Raw genomic sequence first — 24,639 nt, forward strand, 5'->3', positions numbered from 1 at the left:
AAAGGCGGACCCTGTACGGGTCCGTTTTTTTTGACGACTTCGGAGACCGTCGCGCCCCACACTCTGTTATGAACCCGCCAACCCAATACCGTTCGGGCTGAGCCTGTCGAAGCCCAACCTGACCAAGCCCTTCGACAAGCTCAGGGCGAACGGGTCAATAGTGATCAGCAGTTTCCCTTGGCGATCCGCGGCCGCCCGACCCGGTTGATGATTATTTTTCGCGCAATGCCTTCACTGCAGAGCGTCAGCGTGCCCGCCTGCCACGCTCCGGTCGCTAGTTGCTGCGTGCGCCCGGACGCCACGTAGGACACGTAACGCCCGACGCTCGCGTCGCCGGTAATCCCCACCCGCCCGGCGCGAACCTCCCCGGCGCGCACCAGCGGCTCGCCCTCCTCCCTCTGGCCGTTCTCGTTTCCGTCCTCGAAAACGATCCAGCCCTGCCCCCAGCCTCCCCCACTTGCGCACTCTGCCCCGTCTGCGCTCACGCACAACACGACCCGCCGATGGCGTTTCAACGCCTCCGAGCGCGTCTGGAGGACTGCCGCAAAAAGGTCGCTGGACGCGTCTCCGACCCGAGTTTCCGCCAACAGGCGGGCAAATGACGGCGCGGCGACCGCGGAGACGACTCCGACGATGGCAACCACGATCATCAATTCGACAAGCGAATATCCGCACTCGGTCATGCGAAAGCCCCGGCGCACCAAGCGCGGACTCGCCCAACCGCGACAATTCTCCACGACCATCGCCTCCCCTCGATCAATCAGGAAGGCAATTCTAATGTCATTTCCATAAAAATGTCTTTGGCATTCTCAGGCCGACATGACTTGCATCACGGCGGCGAGGCGGCATCGGAAGCGCGGGCGGACGCACGGGCCGGGTTCGGTATTGTCCTCGCTGCCGCATGGATGGGTAGAGCCCACAAGGGATGATGCAAAGAAGAATGTGAGGCAAGCCCAAAAGCGGCATTGCGACACACCACACGCTGTTGTAGCCGCACAGAGCCCCGGTCTTGCACCGGGAGGGCCCGCAGTCACGCAAGGAATGGGGACTGCTGCGTACGTAAACGAAACAAGCGGCCCGAGAGCCGCTTGTTTCTTGATGCTGTGGCGGAGAGTGAGGGATGCGCTGACTTCGCTCACAACTGATTGATTAATATCAATAAAATTATCAACCAGCGGAACATGTAACACCCACATGTAACACCGCAACGGTTCTAAATTCTCATATCTAGCCCCGAAATGCAACAACAAGTATTGGGGCTACAACTTTTTGAGTTCCACGTCCCGGCGAACTCTGCGTCCTCGAGCACGCAAGACGTGGGTTATCTTGAGGAACAGCCGGGGAATACCTACCAATGTCGTTTAAAGACTCAATCAGCCTGACCTAAATTGCGCCGAGATGCGTTCCATCACCGTGTGATGGTTGGCGTGTGAGGCAAGGTTGTAGGCAGTGAGATTTGCGGCGCGGATGAACGCACGCTCGACCTGCCCTCCTGCGACATCGACGTCGATGATGTTGATGCAGGCGGGTTCCTGCTCGAAGGCCTTCAGGCCGTGCAACGAGGCGCCGACGACATGGCTGAGGATGACGCGGTTGACGGCGTCGTGGGCAACGATCAGTAGATTGGCCCAGCCGTCCGCCTGGACGAGTTCGAGCCACACTTCAAGCACGCGACGCTGGAAGTCGATCCAGGATTCGCCGCCAATGAAGCTCGCATCGGGCTCCGGGGCCCGTTCATAGGCACGGGTGATGATCTCGTCGCGCCGCTCCGGCGGCACCTCCGCAAGGCGCCCGGCGCGGATTTCCTTCAGGCGCGGCTCCTCGCGCACCGGCACGGTCCGTCCGTCGAGCACGAGGCTCGCGGTGTGCGCGGTGCGCGCCATGCCGGAAATCAATGCGTCGTCGAAGGGAATGTCACGCAGCAGCGCGCCCGCCGCCCGCGCCTGCTCGCATCCGCGCTCGGTGAGGGTCACGTGGCGCGGGTCGATCGGGCGTCCGGCGGCATCGAAGTATTGCACCTCGCCGTGGCGCATCAGGTAGATGCGCCGGCGACGCTCCGTACCTGGCAGACGGCTCATCAGCCCTGTCCCCCGAGATACTTCGGGTTGCTTTCCATGACCTTGGCGCGGATGGTTTCCTGCAGATGCTGCCGCGCCGCGTCGTGCCAGGCGCCGGCGTCGGCCCGTCCGGCACGTATCGCATGCGCGAACTCGCGGTCGAGCTCATTGAGCTGCCGGCGCAGGTCGGCCGCTCCCGCGGGCGCGTCCCGCCCGGCGTAGCCCAGCAGGCTCTGCAGCGACCCCAGTTCCCTGCGCTCGCCATCCTCGCCGTGCTTCAACTGGCGCATCGCGATGGCCATGGCGTTGGCGATCATCAGCGCGGCATGCTTACGCTCGGGCGGCAGCGCGGGCAGGATCTCTTCTCGCAACACGTTGCGCGCGGTTTCGAGCAATTGTTCGCCGGTCGGTTCGTCGCGCATCAGCGGGCCTCCGTCATGGTCAGGATTTCGTATTCGAGTTCCGGCACGATGTGGCCGGTGAGCGCGAGCATCAGCGAGCTCTCTTCGCCGCACAGGTGGCGTTCGGCCTGCTGCACGGCGATCACGGCCCAGTTCAGATGCGCCATCACTTCCCAGTAGTGGATGTCCTCGTCTTCGAGGCGCCGGCCGGTGACGCTCGCGTAGCCGCGGTAGAAGTCTGCGCGCGCGCCGATGCCGCCCGCTTCGCCCTGTCCGCCGAAACGCCAGCACTTGGCGCAGAACCAGCCGACGTCCTCGAGCGCGTCGCCCCAGCCGGAGAACTCCCAGTCGAGGATGGCGGTGAGCCCGTTCTCGTCGACCATGTAGTTGCCGGTGCGGAAATCGCGATGGCACAGGACGATCTCGCCGCGCTCGGGCGCGTTGATTTCGAGCCAGCGCAGGCCCCACTCGAGCGCGGGGTGCGCGGTGCGATGGGCATCGAGGAAGCGGCGCATCCGTGCGACGTGCTGCAGCGCGGGCGACGAGCCCGGGGGCGGGAGAAACGCGAGATCCTCGCGTGGCGGCCGGATCGAGTGGATCCGTCCGAGTTCGACGCCCAGGCGTTCCAGCAGGACGCGACGGTCTCCGCCGAAGTTCGCGTCGCGCACGACGACGTGCGAGGCCGCGACGCCGCCGACGTAGCGCATCACGAAAAACTGCTTGCCGATCACGCTTGCGTCGCGGCACAGCCACAACGGTTCGGGCACCACCACGCCAGCGGCGTGGGCTGCCTTGAGCAGGGCGAACTCCTCGGCGCGGCAGTGGCTGCCCGCCACGCCGGAAGGCGCGTCGGTGCGCACGACGAGCTGCAACTCCTGCCCAGCCTTGCCGCCCTCTGCCGTGGCGTGGATGAACCAGTTTTCCTGGATCGAGCCGCCCGAGAGTAGCCTCGCTTCCTTGATCGAGACGCGGTCGGCACCCGCCTCCCGCTGAATAAACGCTTCCAGCGCGCTGCGCATCATTTCGTTCATGCTTTGGATACTCGTCGGAGGTCTGGATTGAAATCCCTGGCGGGGTCGCACCGCACCATCAGGCTTCGCGTTTGATGCCCTTGATGACGCGCTTGGCGATACTCCAGCGATGCACCTCGGAGGGACCGTCATAGATTCGGAACGCCCGCATGTCGGCGAAGATGCGCGCGACCGTGGTCTCGCGCGTCACGCCCTGCCCGCCGAGGATCTGCACGCAACGGTCGACCACGCGCCAGCACGCTTCCGACACGAGCACCTTGGACATGCTGGAGTCGTGGATCGCGAGGTGGCCCTGGTCGAGCACCCACGCGGTGTGCCAGATCGCGAGCCGCGCCGAGTGGATGTCCATCTCGTTGTCGGCGAGCATAAAACCGACGCCCTCGTGGCTGCCCAGCGCCTTGCCGAAGGCCTGGCGCCGGCGCGCGTAGTCGGTGGCGATGTCGTGGGCGCGCCGCGCCGCGCCCAGCCAGCGCATGCAGTGCGTCAACCGCGCCGGCGACAGGCGCACCTGCGCGTACTTGAAGCCCTCGCCCAGCTCGCCGAGGATGTTCGCGGCCGGCACGCGGACGTTGTCCAGGCGCACCACGCCGTGCCCGCCGGGGAAGCAGGTGTCGAGGGTGTCCATCGAGCGTTCGACGATGAAGCCCGGCACGTCGGTGTCGGACAGGAACATCGTGGCGCGTCCGTCCTCGAGCTTGGCCATGATGATCGCAAAGGCAGCGCCGTCCGCGCCGGTCGTGAACCACTTGCGCCCGTTGATGAGGTAGTCGTCGCCGTCGCGCTCTGCCGTGGTCTGCAGCATCGACGGGTCCGAGCCGGCGCCGGGCGTGGGCTCGGTCATGCAGAAGCAGGAGCGCAGCTTGCCGGCCGCGAGCGGACGCAGCCAGCGTTCCTTGTGCTCGGGGCGCGCGACGACCTCCACCAGGTGCATATTGCCCTCGTCGGGCGCCGCGATGTTCAGCGCGACCGGGCCGAGCAGCGAATAGCCGGCCTCCTCGAAGAACACCGCCTTGGCGCGGTGATCGAGGCCCAGGCCGCCGAATTCCTTCGACACGTGCGCGGACAGCAGCTCGGCGGCGCGCGCCTTCGCGATCAGCTCCGCGCGCAGCTCCTCGGTCGGTCCGTGTGCGGTCCGGCGCGGGTCGCGCTCGTAGGGGATGATTTCCTCCGCGATGAAACGGCGGACTTTCTGCTGCAGTGCTGACAACTCTTCCGACAGATCAAAGTTCATGCTTGGCTGACTCCCGCGAGATGGTTCGCCGATCTCAGGCGTAGTTGAAGAAGCCGCGGCCGCTCTTGCGCCCGAGGAAACCGGCATCGACCATTTCCTTGAGGAGCGGCGCGGGCCGGTACTTGGGATCGTTGAAGCCGGCGTGGAACATCTCCATCACCGACAGCATCGTGTCGAGCCCGATCAGATCGGCCAGGGCGAGCGGGCCGATCGGCTGGTTGCAGCCGAGCTTCATGCCGGCATCGATCTCCTCCGCGGACGCGAGGCCTTCCTGCAGCGCGAAGACGGCCTCGTTGATCATCGGGCAGAGGATGCGATTCACCGCGAAGCCCGGGCTGTTCTTCGCGACGATCGAGGTCTTGCCGATCGCGGCGACGAAGGCGCGGGCGGCCTCGACGGTGGCCTGCGCGGTGCGCAGCCCCGGAACGAGTTCAACCAGCGCCATGACCGGCACGGGGTTGAAGAAATGCATGCCGACGAAGCGCTCGGGGCGTTTCGTCGCGGCCGCAAGGCGCGTGACCGACATCGATGAGGTGTTGGTCGCGATCAGCGCGTCCGGGCCGACGACGGCGTCGACCTGGGCGAGGATCTTCAGCTTGAGCGCCTCGTTCTCGGTCGCGGCCTCGATCACGAGGTCGACGCGCGCGAGGTCGGCGTAATCGGTGGTGCCGCGAATACGGTCGAGGTACTCGGTTTTCTGCGTGGCCGTGAGCTGGCCCTTCTTGATCAGGCGGTCGAGGCTGCCGGAGATCGTCGCGATCCCCTTCCCGACCGCATCGGCCGAAATATCGACCATGACGACGGACAGCCCCGCCGCCGCGCACACCTGCGCAATGCCGTTGCCCATCGTTCCCGCCCCGAGGACGCCTACCGTGCCGATACCCATTCCTTGCTCCCGCTGTGAATGCTGAAAATGTCCCGGCCGCGTCTTACAGCCGCTCGAAGATCGCCGCGATGCCCTGTCCGCCGCCGATGCACATCGTCACCAGCGCGTAGCGCCCGCCGGTGCGGTGCAGCTCGTAGATCGCCTTGGTCGTGATGATTGCGCCGGTCGCGCCGACCGGATGGCCCAGCGAAATGCCCGAACCGTTGGGGTTCACCTTGCGCGGATCGAATCCCAGTTCGCGCGTCACCGCACAGGCCTGGGCGGCGAAGGCCTCGTTCGATTCGATGACGTCGAGATCCTCGACCTTGAGGCCGGTGCGCTCGAACACCAGCCGTGTCGCCGGCACCGGGCCGATTCCCATGTAGAGTGGGTCGACGCCCGCGTGCGCGTAGCCGACCAGGCGCGCCAGCGGCTTGAGACCGAGCGCGGCGGCGCGGCCGGCTTCCGCGAGCACCACGGCGGCCGCGCCGTCGTTGAGGCCCGAGGCGTTGCCGGCGGTTACGGTGCCGCCTTCCTTCTTGAAGGCCGGCTTCATTGCGGCAAGCGCTTCGAGCGTGGCGCCGGAACGCACGTGCTCGTCCGTGTCGAAGCGTGCGACGCCGCTCCTGGTCTTCACCTCGACGGGGACGATCTGGTCCTTGAAATAGCCCTCGACGATGGCGACCGATGCCCGGCGCTGGCTCTCCAGCGCGAGCGCGTCCTGCATCTCGCGCGTGATGCCGTAGCGTTCGGCGACGTTCTCCGCCGTAATGCCCATGTGCACCGTCTTCCACGGGTCGTGGAGGATGCCGTTCATGTAGTCGACGAGGCGCGCATCCAGCATCCGCGCGCCCCAGCGCAAGTTCGGCACGGTGTAGGGGCCGCGCGTCATCGATTCGGCGCCGGCGCCGATGGCGAGATCGCAGTCGCCCAAGCGGATCGCCTGAGCCGCGGAGACGATGGCCTGCAAGCCCGAACCGCACAGGCGATTGACGTTGAAGGCCGGGACGGTCTCGGGGATGCCTGCGTCCATCGCGGCAACGCGGCTCAGGTAGGCGTCGCGCGGCTCGGTCGGGATGACGTTGCCCATCACGACGTGCCCGATCGCATCCGGCGCGGCGCCGGAACGTTGCAGGGCCGCCTTCACCGCGACTGTGGCGAGTTCGGTAAGCGGAATGTCCTTTAGGGTTCCGCCATACGTTCCGATGGGAGTCCGTGCAGCTCCCAGCACGACAACTTCACGCTGCGACATCGCTTTCAACGCCTCTTAAAGGTTATCGGGAAAATCCATGTACCGCTTCCGCGTTCGATTGGGACATTTTAACCCGACCGGTCGGTCGGCTGAATACTAATGCATCGCCACGAGGACAACAAGACGTTTGTGCAAAACGGGATGTGCCGATGCTCGCGGACCCGGCAGAGCTCCGGATCGCCGATACGCCGAACATCGACGCGGGACGCAAAAAAAGAACGCCGTCCGGCAGACTCAGGTCGCCGGACGGCAAAGCTTCGACGCAGGTTGCGTGGAGAGAGAGGAGGCGCAATCGTCGAAGTGAGACACCGCCCAAAGAGCAGAGGAGCACTCGCGCACATGTGGCGGCCGTCGGCTGTCGTGCTTTATTGACACCCGACCGGTCGGTCGGTACGCTTGAGCCGAATCTTAAGTGACTCGATTGCGGATGACAAGCCCCCGCAGCGACGCAGCCGGAAGGCGAAGCGCAGGGGCGATACGGATACCAGGAGAAACCGATGCAGGATCTGGCCGGACGTGTTGCGGTCATCACAGGCGCTGCCAGCGGCATCGGCGCGGCGATGGCGTGGCGCTTTGCGCGCGCGGGGATGAAAATCGTCGCCGCCGACGTTGATGAAACGGCCCTTGCGGCTGTGTGTGCGGACCTCGTGGAAGCGGGCCATGCGGCGATCGGCGTACGCACCGACGTCGCCAGCGGGGATGACGTGGAATCCCTGGCCGAGCGGGCGTACGCCGCCTTCGGCGCAGTCCATCTGCTGTGCAACAACGCCGGTGTCGTCCCGTCCGGGCGATACCGGGCGGTGTGGGAGTTCCCGCTCGAGGATTGGCGCTGGTCGCTCGACGTAAATCTCTACGGCGTCATACACGGCTTGCGCAGCTTCATCCCGCGCATGCTGGACGGGGGCCACGAGGGCCACGTCCTGACCACAGCTTCGGTCGCGGGACTCATCAGCGGTTCGGGCTCCGCCGTGTACAGCGCGGCGAAGCATGCCGCGGTGCGGGTCACGGAAGCCTTGTATGCCACGCTGCGCGAACGCCACGCGCCGATCGGCGTGAGCCTGCTGTGCCCCGGCCTCGTGAACACGCGCATCTACGAATCCGAGCGAAGCCGCCCCGAGGCCCTACGGCCCGCTGACGGGCCGGCCCGGGAAACCCAAGAGTTGCAGGCGATTGCCGCCAGCCTCTACGCGGGCGCGATGTCCCCCGAGGAGGTCGCCGACATCGCGTGGCGGGCCGTGCTCGACAACCGCCTGTACGCGCTCACCACCGACAGCTTCGACGACGCGATCCGCGAGCGCATGGCAGCCATCCTCGACCGCCGCAATCCGGAGTTCGCAACCCTGCTGGCGCTGAGCCGGCGCGACGTCGGCGAACGCGGGCGACCGTCGCCGGCGGCGACTTCACCAACGACGGCAGCTTGAACTCAGCCTGCCCTCCCCTCCTTCACAACAAGGGAACCGCACATGCCCCATCCCGTTCTGGCCAGCCCGGACCTGATCCGGTTCGAAGGCGACACCCCTCACCTCGTCGGCAGCCGCTGCAACGAATGCGGCGAGGTGTATTTTCCCGCCACCGACAGCTGCACGCGCTGCACCGCGACGCGCATGAGTCCGCACGATCTCGGCCACCGCGGCACGCTGTGGTCGTGGACGATCCAGGGCTTCCTGCCCAAGGCGCCCTACAACAGCGGCGAGACGGCCGAAACCTTCCAGCCCTATGGCGTCGGCTACGTGGAGCTGGACAGCGGCATCAAGGTCGAGTCGCGCCTGACCGTCGCCGACGAGGCGAAACTGCAGATCGGCATGCCGCTCGAACTGACCCTGATCCCCTACCGCAGGACCGACGACGGCGAGGTGCATACCTTCGCCTTCCGCCCGGCCGCATCCGCCTGACGAGGAACATGCGCATGACTCAAGACGTCGCCATCATCGGCATCGGCCTGCACCCCTTCGGCCGCCACGACACGCTCACCGGCCGTGCCCAGGGCGCGATCGCGCTGCGCGCCGCGCTCAAGGACGCCGGCATCGGTTGGGACCGCATCGGCATCGCCTACGGCGGCAGCCACGACGCCGGCAACGCGGACGCGCTATGCAACGACCTCGGGCTCACCGGCCTGCCCTTCGTGAACGTCGCCAACGGCTGCGCCACCGGCGGCAGCGCGCTGGCGAGCGCGGTGTCGGCGATCCGCTCGGGGGCCGCCGAGTTCGCCGTCGCGGTCGGTTTCGACAAGCACCCGCGCGGCGCCTTCAACCCGCATCCGCGCGACTGGGGCCTGCCCGACTGGTACGGCGAGACCGGCCTGATGCTGACCACCCAGTTCTTCGCGTTGAAGACGCGGCGCTACATGCACGAGCACGGCATCACGGAGGACGCGCTGGTGCGCGTCGCGCAGCGCGCCTTCCGCAACGGCGCGCTGAACCCGCAAGCATGGCGGCGGCGCGAGATGAGTTATGCGGAGATCGCCGAATCGATGCCGGTGAACCTGCCGCTGCGCCAGTACATGTTCTGCAATCCGGCCGAAGGCGGCGCGGCGGTGGTGCTGTGCCCGGCGGAAGTCGCGAAGCGGTATCACGCGAAACCGATCATCGTGAAGGCCGCCGTCGTGCGCACGCGCCACCACGGCTCGTTCGAGGTCTTCAGTCCGGCGCTGGCCGCACAGCAGGCGCCCGCGCCGACGGTGACGGCATCGCGCGCCGCCTTCGAGCAGGCCGGCGTGGCCCCGCGCGACATCGACGTCCTGCAGCTGCAGGACACCGACTCGGGCAGCGAGGTCATCCACATGGCGGAAAACGGCTTCTGCGAACACGGCGAGCAGGAGCGTCTGTTGCGCGACGGCGAAACCGAGATCGGCGGACGGCTGCCGATCAACACCGACGGCGGCTGCCTCGCCAACGGCGAGCCGATCGGCGCCTCCGGCCTGCGCCAGGTGATCGAGATCTGCACGCAGTTGCGTCAGGAAGCGGGTGCGCGACAGGTGCCTGGCACTCCGCGGCTCGGCTACACCCACGTCTATGGCGCACCGGGCGTCAGCGGCGTGACGATCCTGCAGCGGTAGGCGCGCGCGGTGCTGTGGCGCAGTCAGATGGCGGAGGTCCCCTTCGAGGGGATCTACCGTCGCCAGGTCGACCTCGATGCCCCCGACGCGACGACCGTCGTCGGCTGGCTGGAGGACGAGTCCCACCATTTCGGGCTCACCCTCGTGCATGACGGTACGCACATCCGCGAACTGCGCATGGCCGCGCCGCGCTATCCGTGGACGACCTGCGCCGAGGCCGGGCGACCGCTGCAGGCGCTGGTCGGCAAGCCGCTCGTGGCGCGCGCGTCGCAGCTCGGCACGCTCGCCGACGTGCGCCTGCAATGCACGCACGTCTTCGACCTCGCGAGCCTGATGGTCGCCCACGCGCACGCCGGCCGCGGCCATCGGCGCTACCACGGCACGGTCGAACCGCTCGCGGCGGTCCGGCCCGATGCGCCCGAGGGCTGGCAGCGCGCGACGCTCCATCGCGACGGCGTTGTCGTGCTGCAGTGGGACCTCCACGACGACCGCATCATGGCGCCGGCAATCCACGCCGGGCGCACGATCTACCACGGCTTCCGCGAGTGGACCGAATCGCTCGCCCCCGAGGAGGCCGAGCACGCGCTGGTGCTGCGCCGCGTCGCCTTCGTATCGAACGGACGGCGGATCACCATCGAGCACCTCGATTCGGCCGCCGAGCTGGGCCAGGCCGCGGTGTGCCATTCCTTTCAGCCGGCGCAGCGCGAGCGCGCTACCCCGATGCCGGACTCGCGCCGGCGCTACGACACCACCCCCGAGGAAATGCTCGCGCAGATGCGCGTGCAGCCCTGACCGATCACGGAGACCGCTAGCGATGCAGAACTACACCGATTTCACCGACAAGGTCGTGCTGGTCACGGGTGCCAGCCGCGGTCTGGGGCGCGCGATGGCGCTGGGTTTCGCGGAATGCGGCGCCGACATCGTCGCGACGAGCCGTTCCGCCGAGAGCTGCGCCGAGGTCGTTGCGGACGTCGAGCGCCTCGGGCGCCGCGCCGTCGCCATCGGCTGCCACGTCGGCAAATGGGACGAACTGCCGCGACTCGTCGCCGGGGCCCTCGAAGCCTTCGGCCGCATCGACGTGCTGGTGAATAACGCCGGGATCGCACCGGTCGCCGACTCGTCCGCGGCGGTGAGCGAGGAGCTGTTCGACAAGATCGTGGACGTCAACCTGAAAGGCCCGTTCCGCCTTGCTGCGCTGGTGGCCGAGCACATGCGCGCGGCCGGCGGAGGCGCGATCATCAACATCACCAGCACCGCGGCGATCCGCCCCGAGCCGGCGTACCCGGTCTACGCCGCGGCGAAGGGCGCGCTCAACATCATCACGCGCTCGCAGGCGATGGAGTTCGGCCCCACGGTGCGCGTCAACGCCATCATGGCCGGCCCCTTCTGGACCGACATCTCGCGCAGCTGGCGCGAGGACTACGACCGCAACGCCCCATCGGCGGTCAAGCGCATCGGCCGGCCGGAAGAGATCGTATCGAGCGCGCTGTATCTCGCGAGCCCACGTTCGAGCTACACCACCGGCGCGATCATCCAGGTCGACGGCGGGATGCTGTAATCGTCATCTCGTCGCAGCGGCCGCGCGACACGATCCAGTGCGCGTGCCGCCTACTCCTCCATACGGTATCGGGACAGGATCACCAGCGAGAGCAGGCCGACGAGCACATAGGCGCCCGCGACCGGACGAATGGTGCCGTCGAAGAGGAAGCCGACGACGAAGCTGATCGGCGCCGCAATCATCGTCGACACGAAGCCGAATAGGGACGCGGCAGTCCCGGCAATGCTCCCCAGCGGATTCATCACCGTCGCGGTCAGATTCGGCAGCAGCAGTCCGAACCCAAACATGCCGCAGGCCTGCAGCAGCATGAACGCCGGCAGGGACGCCTGGCCGGCCACGGCGAGCGCAAATGCCGCAGCATTCGCGGCGACGAGCGCCCACAGCGCGTAACGGATCAGCCGCCGGCTGCCATACCGGCGCACCAGGCGTGCGTTGGCAAACGACGCGACTGCGGTGGTCAGCGACACCAGCCCCAGCAGCGGCGTGAAACTCATGCCGGCGCCGTAGGCGATCTGGAAGATTCCCTGCGCCGATGACAGGTAGCCCAGCTGCGCCCCGACTACGAGGCCGAAGACCGGTATGCCCGCCGCGGCCGCCGGCGTCCTTGCGACCGTCCGGCAGGCAGCGACGAGCGAGGCCGGGGAAACGGAGCGTCGCCCGCCGGGCGCCCGCGACTCGTCCAGACGCAAGCACGCCCACGCCAGCGTCGCCACGCCGACTCCCGCCGTGGCCGCGACCAACCAGCGCCAGGAGCCGACCATCAACACCAACTGGCCCAACATGGGCGCGACGACGGGCTCGAACAACAGGCCGGCCATCGCAAGCGACATCACATGGGCGAGCTGCACGCCGGCATGGCGGTCGCGGGCGATCGAAAAGGTCACGACGCGGACGCCGCCGGCGCCGAAGCCCTGTAGCAAGCGCCCGGCGAGCAGCGTCTGGAAGGTCGGGGCCAGCGCGGCCATAACGCTGCCGCCGATGAAAAGGAGCAGCCCCGCGAGAAACAGCGGCCGTCTGCCGTAACGGTCGCTGAGCGGACCGAACAACAGCTGCGCCGGCCCGACGCCGAGCAGCAGGACGGCGACCACCGCCTGACCAAGGTTGGCGTGCACCAACCTGAACTCGTCACCGATCGCGTGCAGTGCCGGCAGCATCAGGTCGACGGCCACCGCGCCGACCACCAGCCCGACGGCGATGAAGCTCACGAATTCCGCCGCCCCCATGACCGGCGCGGCAGGACCGACGGCACCCACGGTCAGCACGCCATCGGCGACGTCCTCAACCGAGCTATCGGCCATGGAATTGCGGCTTGCGCCGGGCAACAAACGCCGCCACCGCCTCCGCGAAATCCGGCGACGCCGCCCCCGCGAGAAAGGCCTGACGTTCTGCGTCAAGCTGCGTGGCGAGATCGTTTTCGAGCGACGCATTGAAGAGCCGCTTCGTGCGCCCGAACGCCCCGGTCGCCTGCGCGGCGAGGCGTTGCGCGAGCGTCATCGACTCCTCATCCAGCGCGGCGTCGGGCACGACCTTCGTCACCAGGCCGAGCGCCAGCGCGCTCGCGGCATCGATGCGCTCGTCGAGCAGCGCGATCTCCATCGCCTTGCGCGCCCCCACGAGACGCGGCAGCGTGTGGCTGCCGCCGCCGTCGGGCGAGGCCGCGAGCTGGCAATAGGCGAGCTTGCAGTTCGTCGTGTCGCTCGCGACGACGAGGTCGCACGCGCACATCAGCGAGAAGCCGAAGCCGGCCACCGCGCCGCGCACCGCGCCGATCACCGGCTTGGCCATCGTGCGCAGGCTGCTCACCGCATCGCTGACGTCCGAGATCAACGCACTGAGCCGGGCATCGCGTTCGGCCGCCGGCAGTTCCAGCCAATCGGCGAAGCAGCGGATGTCGCCGCCCGCCATGAAGTGCGGCCCGGCGCCGGTGACGATCACGCAGCGCACCGCCGGATCCTCGCCCACCTCCGCGGCGACGCGGGAAAACTCGCGCGCCATCTCTCGGTCGATCGCGTTCAGCGCCGCAGGCGCGTTGAGCACGATGCGCGCGACCGCGCCCTGCCGTTCGAGCAGTACCTTCGCCGTCATCGCCGCGCCCTCACAGCGTATTGACCGTATGGCCGCCATCGACCACCAGCACCGATCCGGTCATATAGGACGAGGCCTCCGACGCGAGCAGCAGCAGCGGGCCGGTGAGCTCGCCGCCACGCCCCAGGCGTCGCAGCGGGATGCGCTTGACCAGCGCCTTGCCGGCGTCGCTGCCGAAGAAGTCCGCGTTGAGCGGCGTCTCGACGTAGCCGGGCGCGAGCGCATTGACGCGGATGCCGTAGCGCGCGAGTTCCAGCGCCATCGCCTTCGTGAGCTGGATCAGCGCCGCCTTCGAAGCCGAATACGCGGGCAGCTGCTGCGCGACGCGCAGGCCGAGGATGGACGAGATGTTGATGATGCTGCCGGCCTTGCCTGCGTCCTTCATCGCGCGCGCAACCCGCTGGGCGACGCGCCACGAGCCGTTGAGGTTCACGTCGATGATGCCGTTCCAGTCCTGCTCGCCGACGTCGAGAAGCGGCTTGGTCTGCGTGACGCCGGCATTGTTCACGAGGATGTCCGGCACGCCGACCGTGACGACGATGCTGGCGAGCGCGTCGTCAACGCTTTCCGCGCGCGTCACATCCATCGCGACGGCATGGGCGCGGATGCCCTCCTCCACGAAGCGCGCCGCCACCTCGCGGCCCTGCTCGATGCGCCGCCCGGCCAGCACGACGGTCGCGCCGGCGCGGCCGAGATCGTGCGCGAAGTCGAGCCCGAGGCCGCCGAAGGCGCCGGTGACCAGCGCGATCCGGCCCGAGATGTCGAAGAGCGCCGCCGGGGTGGCGGTAGCTGTGGCGGTCATGCGTGCAACTCCTCGGTTCGCGCGTTGGAAGTGGCCGCAAGGAAGCGCGCGAAATGCTCGTCGCGGCTGCCGAACAGCGCGGCATTGACCATCAGCCGGCGAAAGTAGTGGCTGACGTCCAGCTCTTCGGTGATGCCCAGGCCGCCGTGCATCTGCACCGCCTCATTCGCGACCTTGCGCGCCGCAGTGCAGATGTAGGCCTTCGCACCGCTGACGATGCGCCCACGCCCGGCCGCGGGGAGCAGCAGCGCCTCCTGCGCCGCACGCGTGAGGGCGGCAATTTCCTCCTGCAGCAGGAACATGTCCACCGCGCGGTGCTGCAGCGCCTGATTGGTGCCGATCGCGCGCCCGAACTGCTTGCGGATCTTGAGGTAGTCGCAGGTCGTCGCGACCAGCGCGCGCACGATGCCCAGGGCCTCGGCGCAGGACGCGACGGTCGCGTGGTCCATCACGTCGGCGATCGCGGCCTCGGTGGGCGTGCCGTCGTCCGGGTCGAGACGCTCGGCCGCCACGCCGGCGAAATGCAGGTTCGCCGCACCGCGGCCATCGACGAGCCGGTAGCGGTGCGTCTCAATCTCGGGCGAGCGCGCATCGACGAGGAACAGGCGCTTCGTGCCGCCGTAATCGGCATCGATCGCCGACACGATCAGGCGGTCGGCGATGTCGCCGTGCAGCACCGCGATCTTGTGGCCGCTGATGCGTCCCGCCCGCACCTGGCAGGGCTGCCCCCTGCCCGGCTCGGCGTCGGCGAACGCGAACTTCACCGAGCCGTCGGCAAGTTGCGGCAACAACACCTCCTGTTGCGCAGCGCTGCCCTGGCTACGCAGCAGGCCCGCGCCGACGAGGGCGCTCGCGAGGACGGGTTCCATCAGCAGGCGGCCACCCACGACTTCCATCAGCGCACCCACCACCAGCGGATCGGCATCCAGGCCGCCATGCGCCTCTGGGAGGCGCAGTGCAAGCCAGCCCAGGTCGGCGTAGTCGCGCCACGCCTTCTCGCTATAACCGGCCGGGTCGGTGAGTAGCGCGTGGCGCTGCAGGAAGCCGTAGTTGTCGGCCGCGTAGCGCGAGGCACTGTCGCGCAGCATCCCGGCCATTTCGAGGTCCATGTTCATAGTCCCAACACTCCCTTGGCAACGATGTTGCGCTGGATCTCGGACGCCCCGCCGAAGATGGTCGCGGCACGGTTGTAGAAGTGGTCCTTGACGATGCCGCCCGCGTCCTCGGGCCCCAGCGGCGGCGCGCTCGCTGCGTGCAGCGCGGCCGGATCCCACGCGACGCCGGCCAGGCCCAGCAGGTCGATCGCGGCTTCCGCGATGTCCTGGTACAGCTCGGTGCTGCGCAGCTTGATCAGCGAGGCCTCGCCGCCGTGGTCGGTGCCGCGCATCATCGACTCGACGGCCTGGTAGGACGCCGTTTCGAGCGCCAGCAGCCGTAGTTCCAGCTCGCCGATGCGGGCCGCCGTGCGTTCGGGCGAAACCTGCGGCTGCTCGCGCGCCAACGCCTTGAGCCGTGCCAGCGCGTGGCAGGCCATGCCGAGCAAGGCACCGGCGGTGCGCTCGTTCTTGAGCAGGTACTTGGCGTAAGTCCAGCCCTCGCCCTCCGCTCCGACGAGGTTCTCGGCCGGCACGCGCACGTTTTCCAGCCACACTTCATTCACGTGCACGTAGCTGTCCATCGTCGGGATCGGCTTCACCGTCACGCCGGGGCTCTTCATGTCGATCAGCAGGAAGGAGATCGATCTCTGCGCCTGCTCGCCGGGCGCGGTCTTGACCAGGCAGAACAGCCAGTCGGCCCACTGCGCGTAGGTGGTCCACACCTTCTGGCCATTGACGACGTAGTGGTCGCCTTCACTTGTCTCAACCCGGATCGCCTCGGTGCGCAGCGCGGCGAGGTCGGAGCCGGCGCCGGGCTCGGAGTAGCCCTGCGCCCAGAAGTCCTCGGTGGTCGCGATACGCGGCAGGAAACGGCGCTTCTGCTCATCGCTGCCGAAGGCGTAGATCACCGGTCCGACGTATTTCACGCCGAAGGGGATCACCCACGGGCAACCCAGGCGTGCGAGTTCGTCCTCGAAGGTGAAGCGCTCGAGCAGCGACCAGCCCTGTCCGCCGTGCTCCTTCGGCCAGTGGCCGATCGCCCAGCCCTGGTCGTTCAACAGGCGCATCCAGCGCACGTAGTCGTCCTTGCCGAGCACCTGGTGCAGATGGGACTTCCTCTTCAGGTCGTCCGGCATCACGCGGTCGTGAAAGCTGCGGATGTCGGCCCTCAGGCGTCGGGCCTTGTCGCGGGCTTCGTCTAGCGAATCGGTCATGGCGTTTCCTGCGGGGTTTTCGGGAAGAATGCGGTAGGCAGCCGGCGACCGTGCGCCGCCCCGGTCAGCTTGCGCCGCCGTCGCGCGCGAAGCGCCAGGCGGCGCTCGCGAGCGGGCGGATGTTTGCGGCTATCTCGGCCGCGTTCATCGATGCCGCGTTGCCGCTCTGCAGGCGGTGGGCAATGCCCTGCAGGATCGCGGCGGTGCGAAACAGGTTGAACGCGCGGTAGAAGGGGTTCGTCGCATCGACCGCGAATCCGGTGCGCTCGCAGTAGCGCGCGACGTAGCGCTCCAGCGTCGGAATGCCGAGCTCTGCAAGATCCGCATCCGCCAGCGTGCCGCGCGCATCCACCCCAGGCGGCCGATACCACTCCATCGCGTGATACATCAGGTCGCCCAGCGGATGGCCCAGCGTCGACAATTCCCAATCCACGACGCCCACCACCTTCGGTTCGGTCGGATGGATCAGCAGGTTGTGAAAGGAATAGTCGCCGTGGATGATCGACGACAGCCCGTCGTCGGCCGGCAACGCCTCCGGCAGCCACGCGATCAATCTGTCCATCTCCGGGATGTCTTGCGTGCGTGACTGGTCATATTGCCCCGACCAGCGGGAGATCTGGCGCGAGAAATAATTACCGGGCCGGCCGAAGTCCGAAAGCCCCAAGGCGGCGTAATCCACCGTATGCAGGAGCGCCAGCGTCTCGTTGGCGGAGTCGAACACCGCTGCGCGATGGGCTGGATCGAGGTCCGGCATACGGCAGTTCCAGAAGATCCGCCCCGGTACATGGCGCATCACGTAGAACATGCTGCCCAGCACCTCGCGGTCCTCGCAAAGGACAAAAGGCGCAGGCACCGGGAAGCCGGGAACGTGCGACAGCGCCTGGATCACGCGGAACTCGCGGTCGACCGCATGTGCCGACTTCAGCAGGACGCCGGGCGGCTGCCTGCGCAACACGTATTTCTGCGCCGGAGTTTCGAGCAGGTAGGTCAGATTGGATTGCCCACCCTGGAATTGCCGGACGATCAGCGGTCCGCGGAAGCCCGGCAGGTGCTCGCGAAGATATTCGCCCAAGCGCGCCTCGTCGATCAACGCAACCGGCCGCACCTCGCCGAGCTCGCCGATGTAGGCCTTGGGTTCACTGGCGACTGCCACCTCATCGGCGACCGCCGCCTCCGTCATCACACTGCTCGTCATTCCACCCATGGCATTCATTTGTCCATTTGTTGTGCCGGACAGGCGCGCTCACGCCGTCAGGTCTGTCTTCGCCAGATATCGCGGGCCCCGTTCCTACGCCGGGCACGCGCCGCACCCAGACCGTCCATACGGTCGATTTCTTAGCGTTATTCAGACGTGTTAGCAAGGGAAGCGACTGTTGGACGCAAGATACTCGACCGACCGGTCGGCTGTCAACGTGAAAACCGGGCGATCCCTTGCTGGGACGCGGATGCGGAAGAGGTCATTGACACTCGACCGTCCGGTCGGTAGGCTTAAAGCGAAATGGCTGCGAAGAAGCAGGAGAAAGCGGCTCCGACCGTCAGCAAAACGGCAGGCGGGAGGCGCACACTTGGCAACACCACGACAAAACCGATGGAGACTCAAGGTGAGGGATAGGAACGCGTTGTTCAACTCCGAGCTGCTCAAGGAGCTCGCGCCATTCACGATCTCGGGCTACGACCTCTTCCGTGAGGTCGTCGAGACCGACGGCGCCCTGCCGGCGAAACTGAAGGGCTTGTTCGCCGCCGTCGCCGCCTGCAACCGCCGCTACCCCGCCCTCGCGCGCAAGGAACTCGACCGTGCGGCGCGCCGGGGGCTCACCCGCGACGAAGCGGCGGCCGGGCTGATCCTCTTGAGCAGCCTGCGCGGCGAAGGCGCGGCGCTCGCGTTCGATGCGACCATTCGCGAGATCTACCCCCCCGCCTGCCACGCCGAGGACCCGCCGCGCCAGCCGTCCGCGCTCGAACTCGTGCGCGCCGCGCCAGGCGAAGCCGAGGCGAACTTCAAGACCTACTTCGGCACGGTGCCGCCAGCGCTCGCAACGCTGCTGCGCCTCGCGCCGAAAGGCGCCGACGGCTATTTCCTGATGCGCAAGGGCACGATCGACTGCAATCAGCTCGACCGCAAGGCCGCCGAACTGATGCTGATCGCGGTGCTCGCGTCGGACTACAGCCCGCAGGCGGCGACGCACATCCGCGCCGCACGCGCCGTCGGCGCGACGGACGAAGAGATGGCCGAGGCCATCCTGTGCGCCGTTCCCTCGGCCGGCATCGCCGCATGGATGGCGACCGGCGTCCTGCTGGAGGCCCCGCAATGAACCCGAACATCAACCGACAATGGCTGCTGCGCCGCCGTCCGCAGGGCCAGGTCGGGCGCGACGATCTCGAACTCGCGACCTCGCCCGTCCCCGCGCCGGCAAAGGGCGAGGTCCTTGTGCGCATCAAGCTACTGTGCATGGACCCGACGATCCGCAACTTCATGGACCCCGACCCCGGCTACGGCGCGCCGGTGGCCGTCGGCGGCGTGATCCGCGGCGTCGTCATCGGTGAGATCGTCGCATCGCGCGACGAAACGCGCGCGATCGGGGAACTGGTATGGGGCTTCGGCGAGTGGAGCGACTACGTCGCGGGTCCCGCCGCGCAGTTCCTGCCGCTGCCGACGCGCTTCGGCCACCCGCTGCCGGCCTACACGCACGTGCTGGGCACGATCGGCCTCACCGCGCATTACGGCCTGCAGGACGTCGCCGGCATCCGTCCCGGCCACACGGTGCTCGTCAGCGGCGCCGCGGGCGCGGTCGGCTCGCTCGTCGGCCAGATGGCGCGCATCGCCGGAGCTTCGCACATCGTCGGCATCGCGGGCGGCAAGGACAAGTGCCAGCGCGCGGTCGAGCGCTACGGCTACGACCAATGCATCGACTACAAGGGCGATACCCGGTTGGACGCGGCGCTCCGCGAGGCCTTCCCGGACGGCATCGACATCGTGTTCGAGAACGTCGGCGGCTCGCTCCTCGAAGCCTCGCTGAACCACCTGCGCAAGGGCGCGCGCGTTGCGCTGTGCGGGATGATCGCGCGCTACGGCGCCACCGAGAGCGTGCCCGGCCCGCGCAACCTGTGGAACCTCGTCGTCAATACCGCGCGTATCGAAGGCTTCCTCGTCACCGACATCCTCGGCGACGCGGTGCGCAGCGACAAGGCCCTGCGCGAAATCGACTCGTGGATACGCGACGGGCGCTTGCAGTACGACGTCGACGTGCGCAGCGGCTTCGAGAACATCCCCGACATCTTCAACTGCCTCTTCACCGGCGCCCACACCGGGCGGCTGGTCGTGCAGATCGACGAGGACGCCCGATGAGCGCGGTCAGCTACACCCGCCACGGCGATATCGCCGTCGCCACCGTCAACAACCCGCCCGTCAATGCGCTGAGCCTCGGCATGCGCCAGGGGCTGATGCAGGCCATCGAGACGAGCCGCGCGGATGCCGGCGTGCAGGCGTTGGTGATCATCGGCGGCGGCACGACCTTCGTCGCCGGCGCCGACATCAAGGACTTTGGCAAGCCCTACGGGGAACCCAGCCTCTACGCGATCATCGACGCGCTGATGGCGAGCCCCAAGCCGGTGATCGCCGCGATCCATGGCAGCGCCTTCGGCGGCGGCCTGGAGCTCGCGCTCGCGTGCCAGTGGCGCATCGCGAGCCCGGACGCGCAGATCGGCCAACCCGAGATCATGCTGGGCCTGATGCCCGGCGGCGGCGGCACGCAGTGGTGGCCGCGGCTCGCCGGCCCCGCCGTCGCGCTCGAAGTCACGACCGGCGGCAAGCCCGTCGCCGCGCGCCAGGCGCACGAATGGGGCGTTATCGACCGCCTCGCCGACGGCAAGCTGCTGGAAGACGCGCTCGCGATGGCGCAGGACGTCGTCAGTGGCGCGCTCCCCGCGCGCAGGCTCGCCGAATCGACCGACAAGATCCGCAGCGTCGATCCGACGCTCTTCGACGACTTCCGCAAGAAGAACGCGCGCAGGTGGAAAGGCCAGCTCGCACCGTGGAAGATCGTCGATTGCGTCGAGGCGGCCTGTCGCCTGAGCTTCGACGAAGGTTTCCGGTTGGAGAAGGAGGCCTTCCGCGAATGCGAGCACAGCCCGCAGAGCCGCGCGCTCATCCACTTATTCTTCGCCGAGCGGGCCGCCGGCAAGCTGCCCGACGTCAGCGCGGCGCCCCGGTCGGTCGCCTCGGTCGGCGTCATAGGTGCCGGCACGATGGGCGCCGGCATCGCGATGAGCTTCGCCAACGCGGGCCTGTCGGTAACGCTGCTTGACAGCTCCGACGAGGCGCTCACGCGCGGCATGAAGACCATCGCCGGCAACTACGCGACGTCCGTAAGCCGCGGCAGCCTGCCGCAGGCGCGTGCCGACGCCGGCCTCGCGCGCATCAGCGCGACCACAGACGACGCAGCGCTCGCCGACGTCGACCTCATCGTCGAAGCCGTGTTCGAGAGCATGGAAATCAAGCAGTCCGTGTTCCGCCGCCTCGACGCCGTCGCCAAGCCCGGCGCGATCCTCGCGACCAACACCTCCACACTTGACGTCGACGCCATCGCCGGCGCCACCTCGCGCCCGCAAGACGTCGTCGGCCTGCACTTCTTCAGCCCCGCGAACGTCATGCGCCTGCTCGAAGTCGTGCGCGGCCCGCGCACCTCGCCCGAAACGCTCGCCACCGCGATGGCGGTCGCACGCTCGCTGCGCAAGATCGCCGTCGTGTCGGGCAACGCCCACGGCTTCATCGGCAACCGCATCCTCGCCGCCTACGGCCGCGAAGCCGACTTCCTGCTCGAGGAAGGAGCGACGCCGTCGCAGATCGACCGCGTGCTGACCGACTTCGGCTTCCCGATGGGCCTCTACGCAATGCGCGACATGGCCGGTCTCGACGTCATCTGGCGCATCCGCCAGCAGGAGAACCTCACGCGGCCGGCGCACCTGCGTTATTCACCCATTGCCGACCGCATCTGCGAGATGGGGCGCTTCGGCCATAAGACCGGGCGCGGCTACTACCTGTACGACGGCCGCATCCCCACCCCCGACCCCGAAATCGAAACCCTCATCGCAGGCGTCTCCGCCCAACTGGGCATCGTCCGCAAGGAAATCCCCGACGCCGAGGTCCTGCAGCGCCTGTTGTGTGCGATGGCGAACGAAGGCGCGCGCATCCTCGACGAGGGCGTCGCGCTGCGCGCCGGCGACATCGACGTCGTCTATGCAAACGGCTACGGGTTCCCCGCCACGCGCGGCGGCCCGATGTGGTGGGCGCGCGAAACGGGGCTGGCGTCGATCCGCGACGCGGTCGCCGCTTACCACCGCGAGCACGGCGAGTACTGGACGCCCTCGCCACTCCTCGCGCGCGCCGCCGCATGCGGCGACTGGGACGCGGCGCTAGATGCGGTCTGAGCGCATCGACTTCATCACAATTTTTCTCACCCACCATCAACAACAGGGAGCGCACAAGATGCGTGACGCGGTAATCGTTTCCGTCGCCCGCACCCCGATCGGCAAGGCCTATCGCGGTGCCTTCAACAACACCCAGGGCCAGGCGCTGGCTGGCCACGTCGTGCGCGCCGCACTGGACCGCGCCGCGGTCGAGTCCGACGCCGTCGAAGACGTCGTGATGGGCTGCGCGATTCAGCAGGGTACGACGAGCTTCAACGTCGGCCGCCAGGCCGCCCTGCGCGCCGGCCTGCCGACGAGCGTCCCCGGCATGACCATCGACCGCCAGTGCGGCTCGGGCCTGATGGCGATCGCCACCGCCGCGAAGCAGATCATCGTCGACGGCATGAACGTCGCGGTCGCGGGCGGAGTCGAATCCGTGTCGCTGGTGCAGAACGAGCACTACAACATGTTCCGCATCCAGGACCCCGCGCTCGACGAACGCGTCCCGGCGCTCTACATGTCGATGCTGGAGACCGCCGAGATCGTCTCCCAGCGCTACGGCATCAGCCGCGAGCGCCAGGACGCATACGCGCTGCGCTCGCAGCAGCTCACCGCGCAGGCGCAGGCCGAAGGGCGCTTTGCCGAAGAGATCGTGCCGATGGAATCGGTCATGGCGCGCTTCGATAAGGTCAGCGGCAGCACCGTGTTCGAGACGGTGAGGCTCGATCGCGACGAAGGCAACCGCCCGCAGACCACGCTCGAAGACCTCACGAAGCTGGAGCCCGTGTTCAAGGGCGGCCAGGTCCTCAAGGAAGGCCGCTACGTCACTGCCGGCAACGCCTCGCAGCTCTCCGACGGCGCCGCCGCGCTGGTGCTGATGGAAGCGGGCGAAGCGGCACGGCGCGGCCTCACCCCGCTCGGGCGCTATCGCGGCATGGCGGTAGCCGGCTGCAACCCCGACGAGATGGGCATCGGACCCGTGCTCGCGGTGCCGAAGCTCCTCGCTCAGGCGGGCCTCAAGGTTGAGGACATCGACCTGTGGGAGCTCAACGAGGCTTTCGCATCGCAGGTCCTCTATTGCCGCGACACGCTGGGCATTCCCGACGAGCGCCTGAACGTCTCCGGCGGCGCGATCGCCGTCGGCCACCCCTACGGCATGTCCGGCGCGCGCATGGCCGGCCACATCCTGCTCGAAGGCCGCCGCCGCAAGGCAAAATACGGCGTCGTGACGATGTGCGTGGGCGGAGGCATCGGCGCCGCGGGCCTGTTCGAGATTTTCTGAAAACATGGCATTGACAAATATCGTTGCCGTGGTATGGTTTCACTTAACCGACCGACCGGTCGGGTGCTAAATGAAGCCGGGGCCAGCCCGGGTTCGAATCGAAAATCACCAAGGAGCGGACACAGTCATGGAATTGGAAAAGGACGTCATCCAGTACGAAGTTGCCCCCAACGGCGTTGCCACGATCTGGCTCAATCGCCCGCACAAGCGCAACTGCGTCAGCCCCCAGCTGCTGAAGGAACTCGAGAAGGCGGTCGACCGCGCCGCCGATGACAAGGAAGCCCTCGCCGTCGTGTTCCGCGGCCGCGCCAACACCTTCTGCTCGGGCGCCGACCTCGACCTGCTGGTGAGCCCGGTGCTGCAGGAGACGACCACTTCGCTGCAGCTCGCGATCGATTCGGCGCGCACTTTCGACAAAATCTTCAACATGAAGAAGCCCACCATCGCCGCCGTCGAAGGCTTCGCGGTGGCCGGCGGCTTCGAGCTGATGATCTCGTGCGACTTCGCGCTCGCCGCCAATGAAGCCAAGATCGGCGACTTCCACATCCGCCGCGCGCTGTTCGGCGGCGCGGGCCCGATCTACCGCCTGCCGCGCATGATCGGTATGCGCCGCTCGAAGGAGCTGATGCTCACCGGCAAGCTCCTCACCGGCGTGCAGTGCGCCGACTGGGGCCTGGTGAACGCCGCCGCGCCGCAGGCCGAGTTCGACAAGCTGATCCAGGACTTCTGCGCGCCGCTGATCGACAAGAGCCCGTTCTGCATGTGGATGACCAAGATGGCGCTCAACCGCGGTCTCGACGCCGACACCGACTCGCTGATCACGCTCGAGACCATGACCTGCAACGTGGTCCACCACTCGGAAGACGCGAAGGAAGGCGTGCGCGCTTTCCTCGACAAACGCGCCCCGAAGTGGACCGGCCGCTAATCGACGGAGGCAGATAGGGACATGTCAGCAAGCCTGGTCATCCTGGCGACCCGCCCCCCGGAGTGGTCGCGCGAGCAATTCACCACCTGGTGGCGCAGCGAGCACGCGGACTACGCGAAGAAGCTCCCCGGCCTCGCCGCCTACCGCCACGGCGAGGTGACGTTCGACTACGATCATCCGGAAGGCCCCGCCTGGGATGGCCATGCCGTGCTGACCTTCCCTTCGCGCGAAGTGCTCGATGCGGCACTTCGCTCCCCCGAGTGGGCCGCCGCAGTGGCCCACGTCGGCAGGATGAAAGGAAAACGGATCGCCCTGATCAGCGAGGAGGTCGACCTCCTCGCGAAGCAGGCCGCCTGAAACCCCGCATCGCAAGGACAA

Annotated in this window: 24 protein-coding genes; 11 read left to right on the forward strand and 13 right to left on the reverse strand. The window is 67.7% G+C overall.

Annotation, left to right across the window (positions count from 1 at the left end):
* Positions 1-164: 164 nt before the first annotated feature.
* The 7 genes from CDA09_RS16965 to CDA09_RS16995 form a co-directional block, all read right to left on the reverse strand.
* Positions 165-683 carry a GspH/FimT family pseudopilin gene (locus CDA09_RS16965; RefSeq protein ID WP_164844498.1) on the reverse strand — a complete coding sequence of 173 codons (519 nt, stop codon included), beginning with the start codon at positions 681-683 and terminating at the stop codon, positions 165-167.
* Positions 684-1,373: 690 nt separating this feature from the next.
* Positions 1,374-2,078: a histidine phosphatase family protein gene (locus tag CDA09_RS16970; protein WP_121429730.1), complete on the reverse strand. Its 705-nt coding sequence runs from the start codon at positions 2,076-2,078 to the stop codon at positions 1,374-1,376.
* Positions 2,078-2,479: a DUF6285 domain-containing protein gene (locus tag CDA09_RS16975; RefSeq protein WP_121429731.1), complete on the reverse strand. Its 402-nt coding sequence runs from the start codon at positions 2,477-2,479 to the stop codon at positions 2,078-2,080. Before CDA09_RS16975 ends, CDA09_RS16970 begins: the two co-directional genes overlap by 1 nt.
* Complete coding sequence (locus CDA09_RS16980; protein ID WP_121429732.1) at positions 2,479-3,489, reverse strand: phosphotransferase family protein; 1,011 nt, start codon at positions 3,487-3,489, stop codon at positions 2,479-2,481. The genes CDA09_RS16975 and CDA09_RS16980 overlap by 1 nt, the downstream gene beginning before the upstream one ends.
* Positions 3,490-3,547: 58 nt before the next feature.
* Positions 3,548-4,720: an acyl-CoA dehydrogenase family protein gene (locus tag CDA09_RS16985; protein ID WP_121429733.1), complete on the reverse strand. Its 1,173-nt coding sequence runs from the start codon at positions 4,718-4,720 to the stop codon at positions 3,548-3,550.
* A 34-nt stretch (positions 4,721-4,754) separates the two neighbouring features.
* Positions 4,755-5,606, reverse strand: coding sequence for a 3-hydroxybutyryl-CoA dehydrogenase (locus tag CDA09_RS16990; protein ID WP_121429734.1), 852 nt, complete (start codon positions 5,604-5,606; stop codon positions 4,755-4,757).
* Positions 5,607-5,649: 43 nt separating this feature from the next.
* Positions 5,650-6,837 (reverse strand): acetyl-CoA C-acyltransferase family protein, encoded by a 1,188-nt coding sequence (locus CDA09_RS16995; RefSeq protein WP_121429735.1) that lies wholly within the window; start codon positions 6,835-6,837, stop codon positions 5,650-5,652.
* A 497-nt stretch (positions 6,838-7,334) separates the two neighbouring features.
* Between CDA09_RS16995 and CDA09_RS17000 the strand changes: the two genes are divergently transcribed.
* Genes CDA09_RS17000 through CDA09_RS17020 form a run of 5 tightly spaced genes read left to right on the forward strand, consistent with a single transcriptional unit; the run spans position 7,335 to position 11,450 of the window.
* Positions 7,335-8,258 carry an SDR family NAD(P)-dependent oxidoreductase gene (locus tag CDA09_RS17000; protein WP_121429736.1) on the forward strand — a complete coding sequence of 308 codons (924 nt, stop codon included), beginning with the start codon at positions 7,335-7,337 and terminating at the stop codon, positions 8,256-8,258.
* A 42-nt stretch (positions 8,259-8,300) separates the two neighbouring features.
* Positions 8,301-8,729: a Zn-ribbon domain-containing OB-fold protein gene (locus tag CDA09_RS17005; protein WP_121429737.1), complete on the forward strand. Its 429-nt coding sequence runs from the start codon at positions 8,301-8,303 to the stop codon at positions 8,727-8,729.
* 14 nt (positions 8,730-8,743) lie between these two features.
* Entirely contained in the window at positions 8,744-9,892 is a 1,149-nt protein-coding gene (locus CDA09_RS17010; RefSeq protein WP_121429738.1) for a thiolase family protein, read from the forward strand.
* A gap of 9 nt (positions 9,893-9,901) precedes the next feature.
* Entirely contained in the window at positions 9,902-10,684 is a 783-nt protein-coding gene (locus CDA09_RS17015) for a DUF2889 domain-containing protein (protein WP_286164194.1), read from the forward strand.
* A 22-nt stretch (positions 10,685-10,706) separates the two neighbouring features.
* A complete protein-coding gene (locus tag CDA09_RS17020) occupies positions 10,707-11,450 on the forward strand; it encodes an SDR family NAD(P)-dependent oxidoreductase (RefSeq protein WP_121429740.1) in 744 nt (247 codons plus the stop codon).
* A gap of 50 nt (positions 11,451-11,500) precedes the next feature.
* Here CDA09_RS17020 and CDA09_RS17025 read toward each other — a convergent pair whose 3' ends face one another.
* The 6 genes from CDA09_RS17025 to CDA09_RS17050 form a co-directional block, all read right to left on the reverse strand.
* Entirely contained in the window at positions 11,501-12,748 is a 1,248-nt protein-coding gene (locus tag CDA09_RS17025; protein WP_286164195.1) for a multidrug effflux MFS transporter, read from the reverse strand.
* Positions 12,738-13,535, reverse strand: coding sequence for an enoyl-CoA hydratase/isomerase family protein (locus CDA09_RS17030; protein ID WP_121429741.1), 798 nt, complete (start codon positions 13,533-13,535; stop codon positions 12,738-12,740). Before CDA09_RS17030 ends, CDA09_RS17025 begins: the two co-directional genes overlap by 11 nt.
* A 10-nt stretch (positions 13,536-13,545) precedes the next feature.
* Positions 13,546-14,337, reverse strand: coding sequence for an SDR family NAD(P)-dependent oxidoreductase (locus tag CDA09_RS17035; RefSeq protein ID WP_121429742.1), 792 nt, complete (start codon positions 14,335-14,337; stop codon positions 13,546-13,548).
* Positions 14,334-15,452: an acyl-CoA dehydrogenase family protein gene (locus CDA09_RS17040; protein ID WP_121429743.1), complete on the reverse strand. Its 1,119-nt coding sequence runs from the start codon at positions 15,450-15,452 to the stop codon at positions 14,334-14,336. Before CDA09_RS17040 ends, CDA09_RS17035 begins: the two co-directional genes overlap by 4 nt.
* Complete coding sequence (locus tag CDA09_RS17045) at positions 15,449-16,648, reverse strand: acyl-CoA dehydrogenase family protein (RefSeq protein ID WP_121429744.1); 1,200 nt, start codon at positions 16,646-16,648, stop codon at positions 15,449-15,451. The genes CDA09_RS17040 and CDA09_RS17045 overlap by 4 nt, the downstream gene beginning before the upstream one ends.
* 64 nt (positions 16,649-16,712) lie before the next feature.
* Positions 16,713-17,828, reverse strand: a complete 1,116-nt coding sequence (locus CDA09_RS17050; protein WP_286164197.1) for a phosphotransferase — start codon at positions 17,826-17,828, stop codon at positions 16,713-16,715.
* Between the two features lie 421 nt (positions 17,829-18,249).
* Here CDA09_RS17050 and CDA09_RS17055 point away from each other — a divergent pair, with 421 nt between their 5' ends.
* From CDA09_RS17055 to CDA09_RS17080, 6 genes are all read left to right on the forward strand, one after another.
* On the forward strand, positions 18,250-18,960 hold the full coding sequence (locus CDA09_RS17055; protein ID WP_286164198.1) for a carboxymuconolactone decarboxylase family protein: 711 nt from the start codon (positions 18,250-18,252) through the stop codon (positions 18,958-18,960).
* Positions 18,957-19,994, forward strand: a complete 1,038-nt coding sequence (locus tag CDA09_RS17060; protein ID WP_121429747.1) for an NADP-dependent oxidoreductase — start codon at positions 18,957-18,959, stop codon at positions 19,992-19,994. The genes CDA09_RS17055 and CDA09_RS17060 overlap by 4 nt, the downstream gene beginning before the upstream one ends.
* Positions 19,991-22,075, forward strand: coding sequence for a 3-hydroxyacyl-CoA dehydrogenase NAD-binding domain-containing protein (locus CDA09_RS17065; protein ID WP_121429748.1), 2,085 nt, complete (start codon positions 19,991-19,993; stop codon positions 22,073-22,075). Before CDA09_RS17060 ends, CDA09_RS17065 begins: the two co-directional genes overlap by 4 nt.
* A 58-nt stretch (positions 22,076-22,133) precedes the next feature.
* Positions 22,134-23,336, forward strand: coding sequence for an acetyl-CoA C-acyltransferase (locus CDA09_RS17070; protein WP_121429749.1), 1,203 nt, complete (start codon positions 22,134-22,136; stop codon positions 23,334-23,336).
* Between the two features lie 127 nt (positions 23,337-23,463).
* Positions 23,464-24,261 carry an enoyl-CoA hydratase/isomerase family protein gene (locus tag CDA09_RS17075; RefSeq protein ID WP_121429750.1) on the forward strand — a complete coding sequence of 266 codons (798 nt, stop codon included), beginning with the start codon at positions 23,464-23,466 and terminating at the stop codon, positions 24,259-24,261.
* Between the two features lie 21 nt (positions 24,262-24,282).
* Positions 24,283-24,618 (forward strand): EthD domain-containing protein, encoded by a 336-nt coding sequence (locus tag CDA09_RS17080; RefSeq protein ID WP_121429751.1) that lies wholly within the window; start codon positions 24,283-24,285, stop codon positions 24,616-24,618.
* The last annotated feature ends 21 nt before the right edge of the window (positions 24,619-24,639 follow it).

The sequence above is a fragment of the Azoarcus sp. DN11 genome, from assembly GCF_003628555.1.
Classification (GTDB): Bacteria; Pseudomonadota; Gammaproteobacteria; order Burkholderiales; family Rhodocyclaceae; genus Aromatoleum.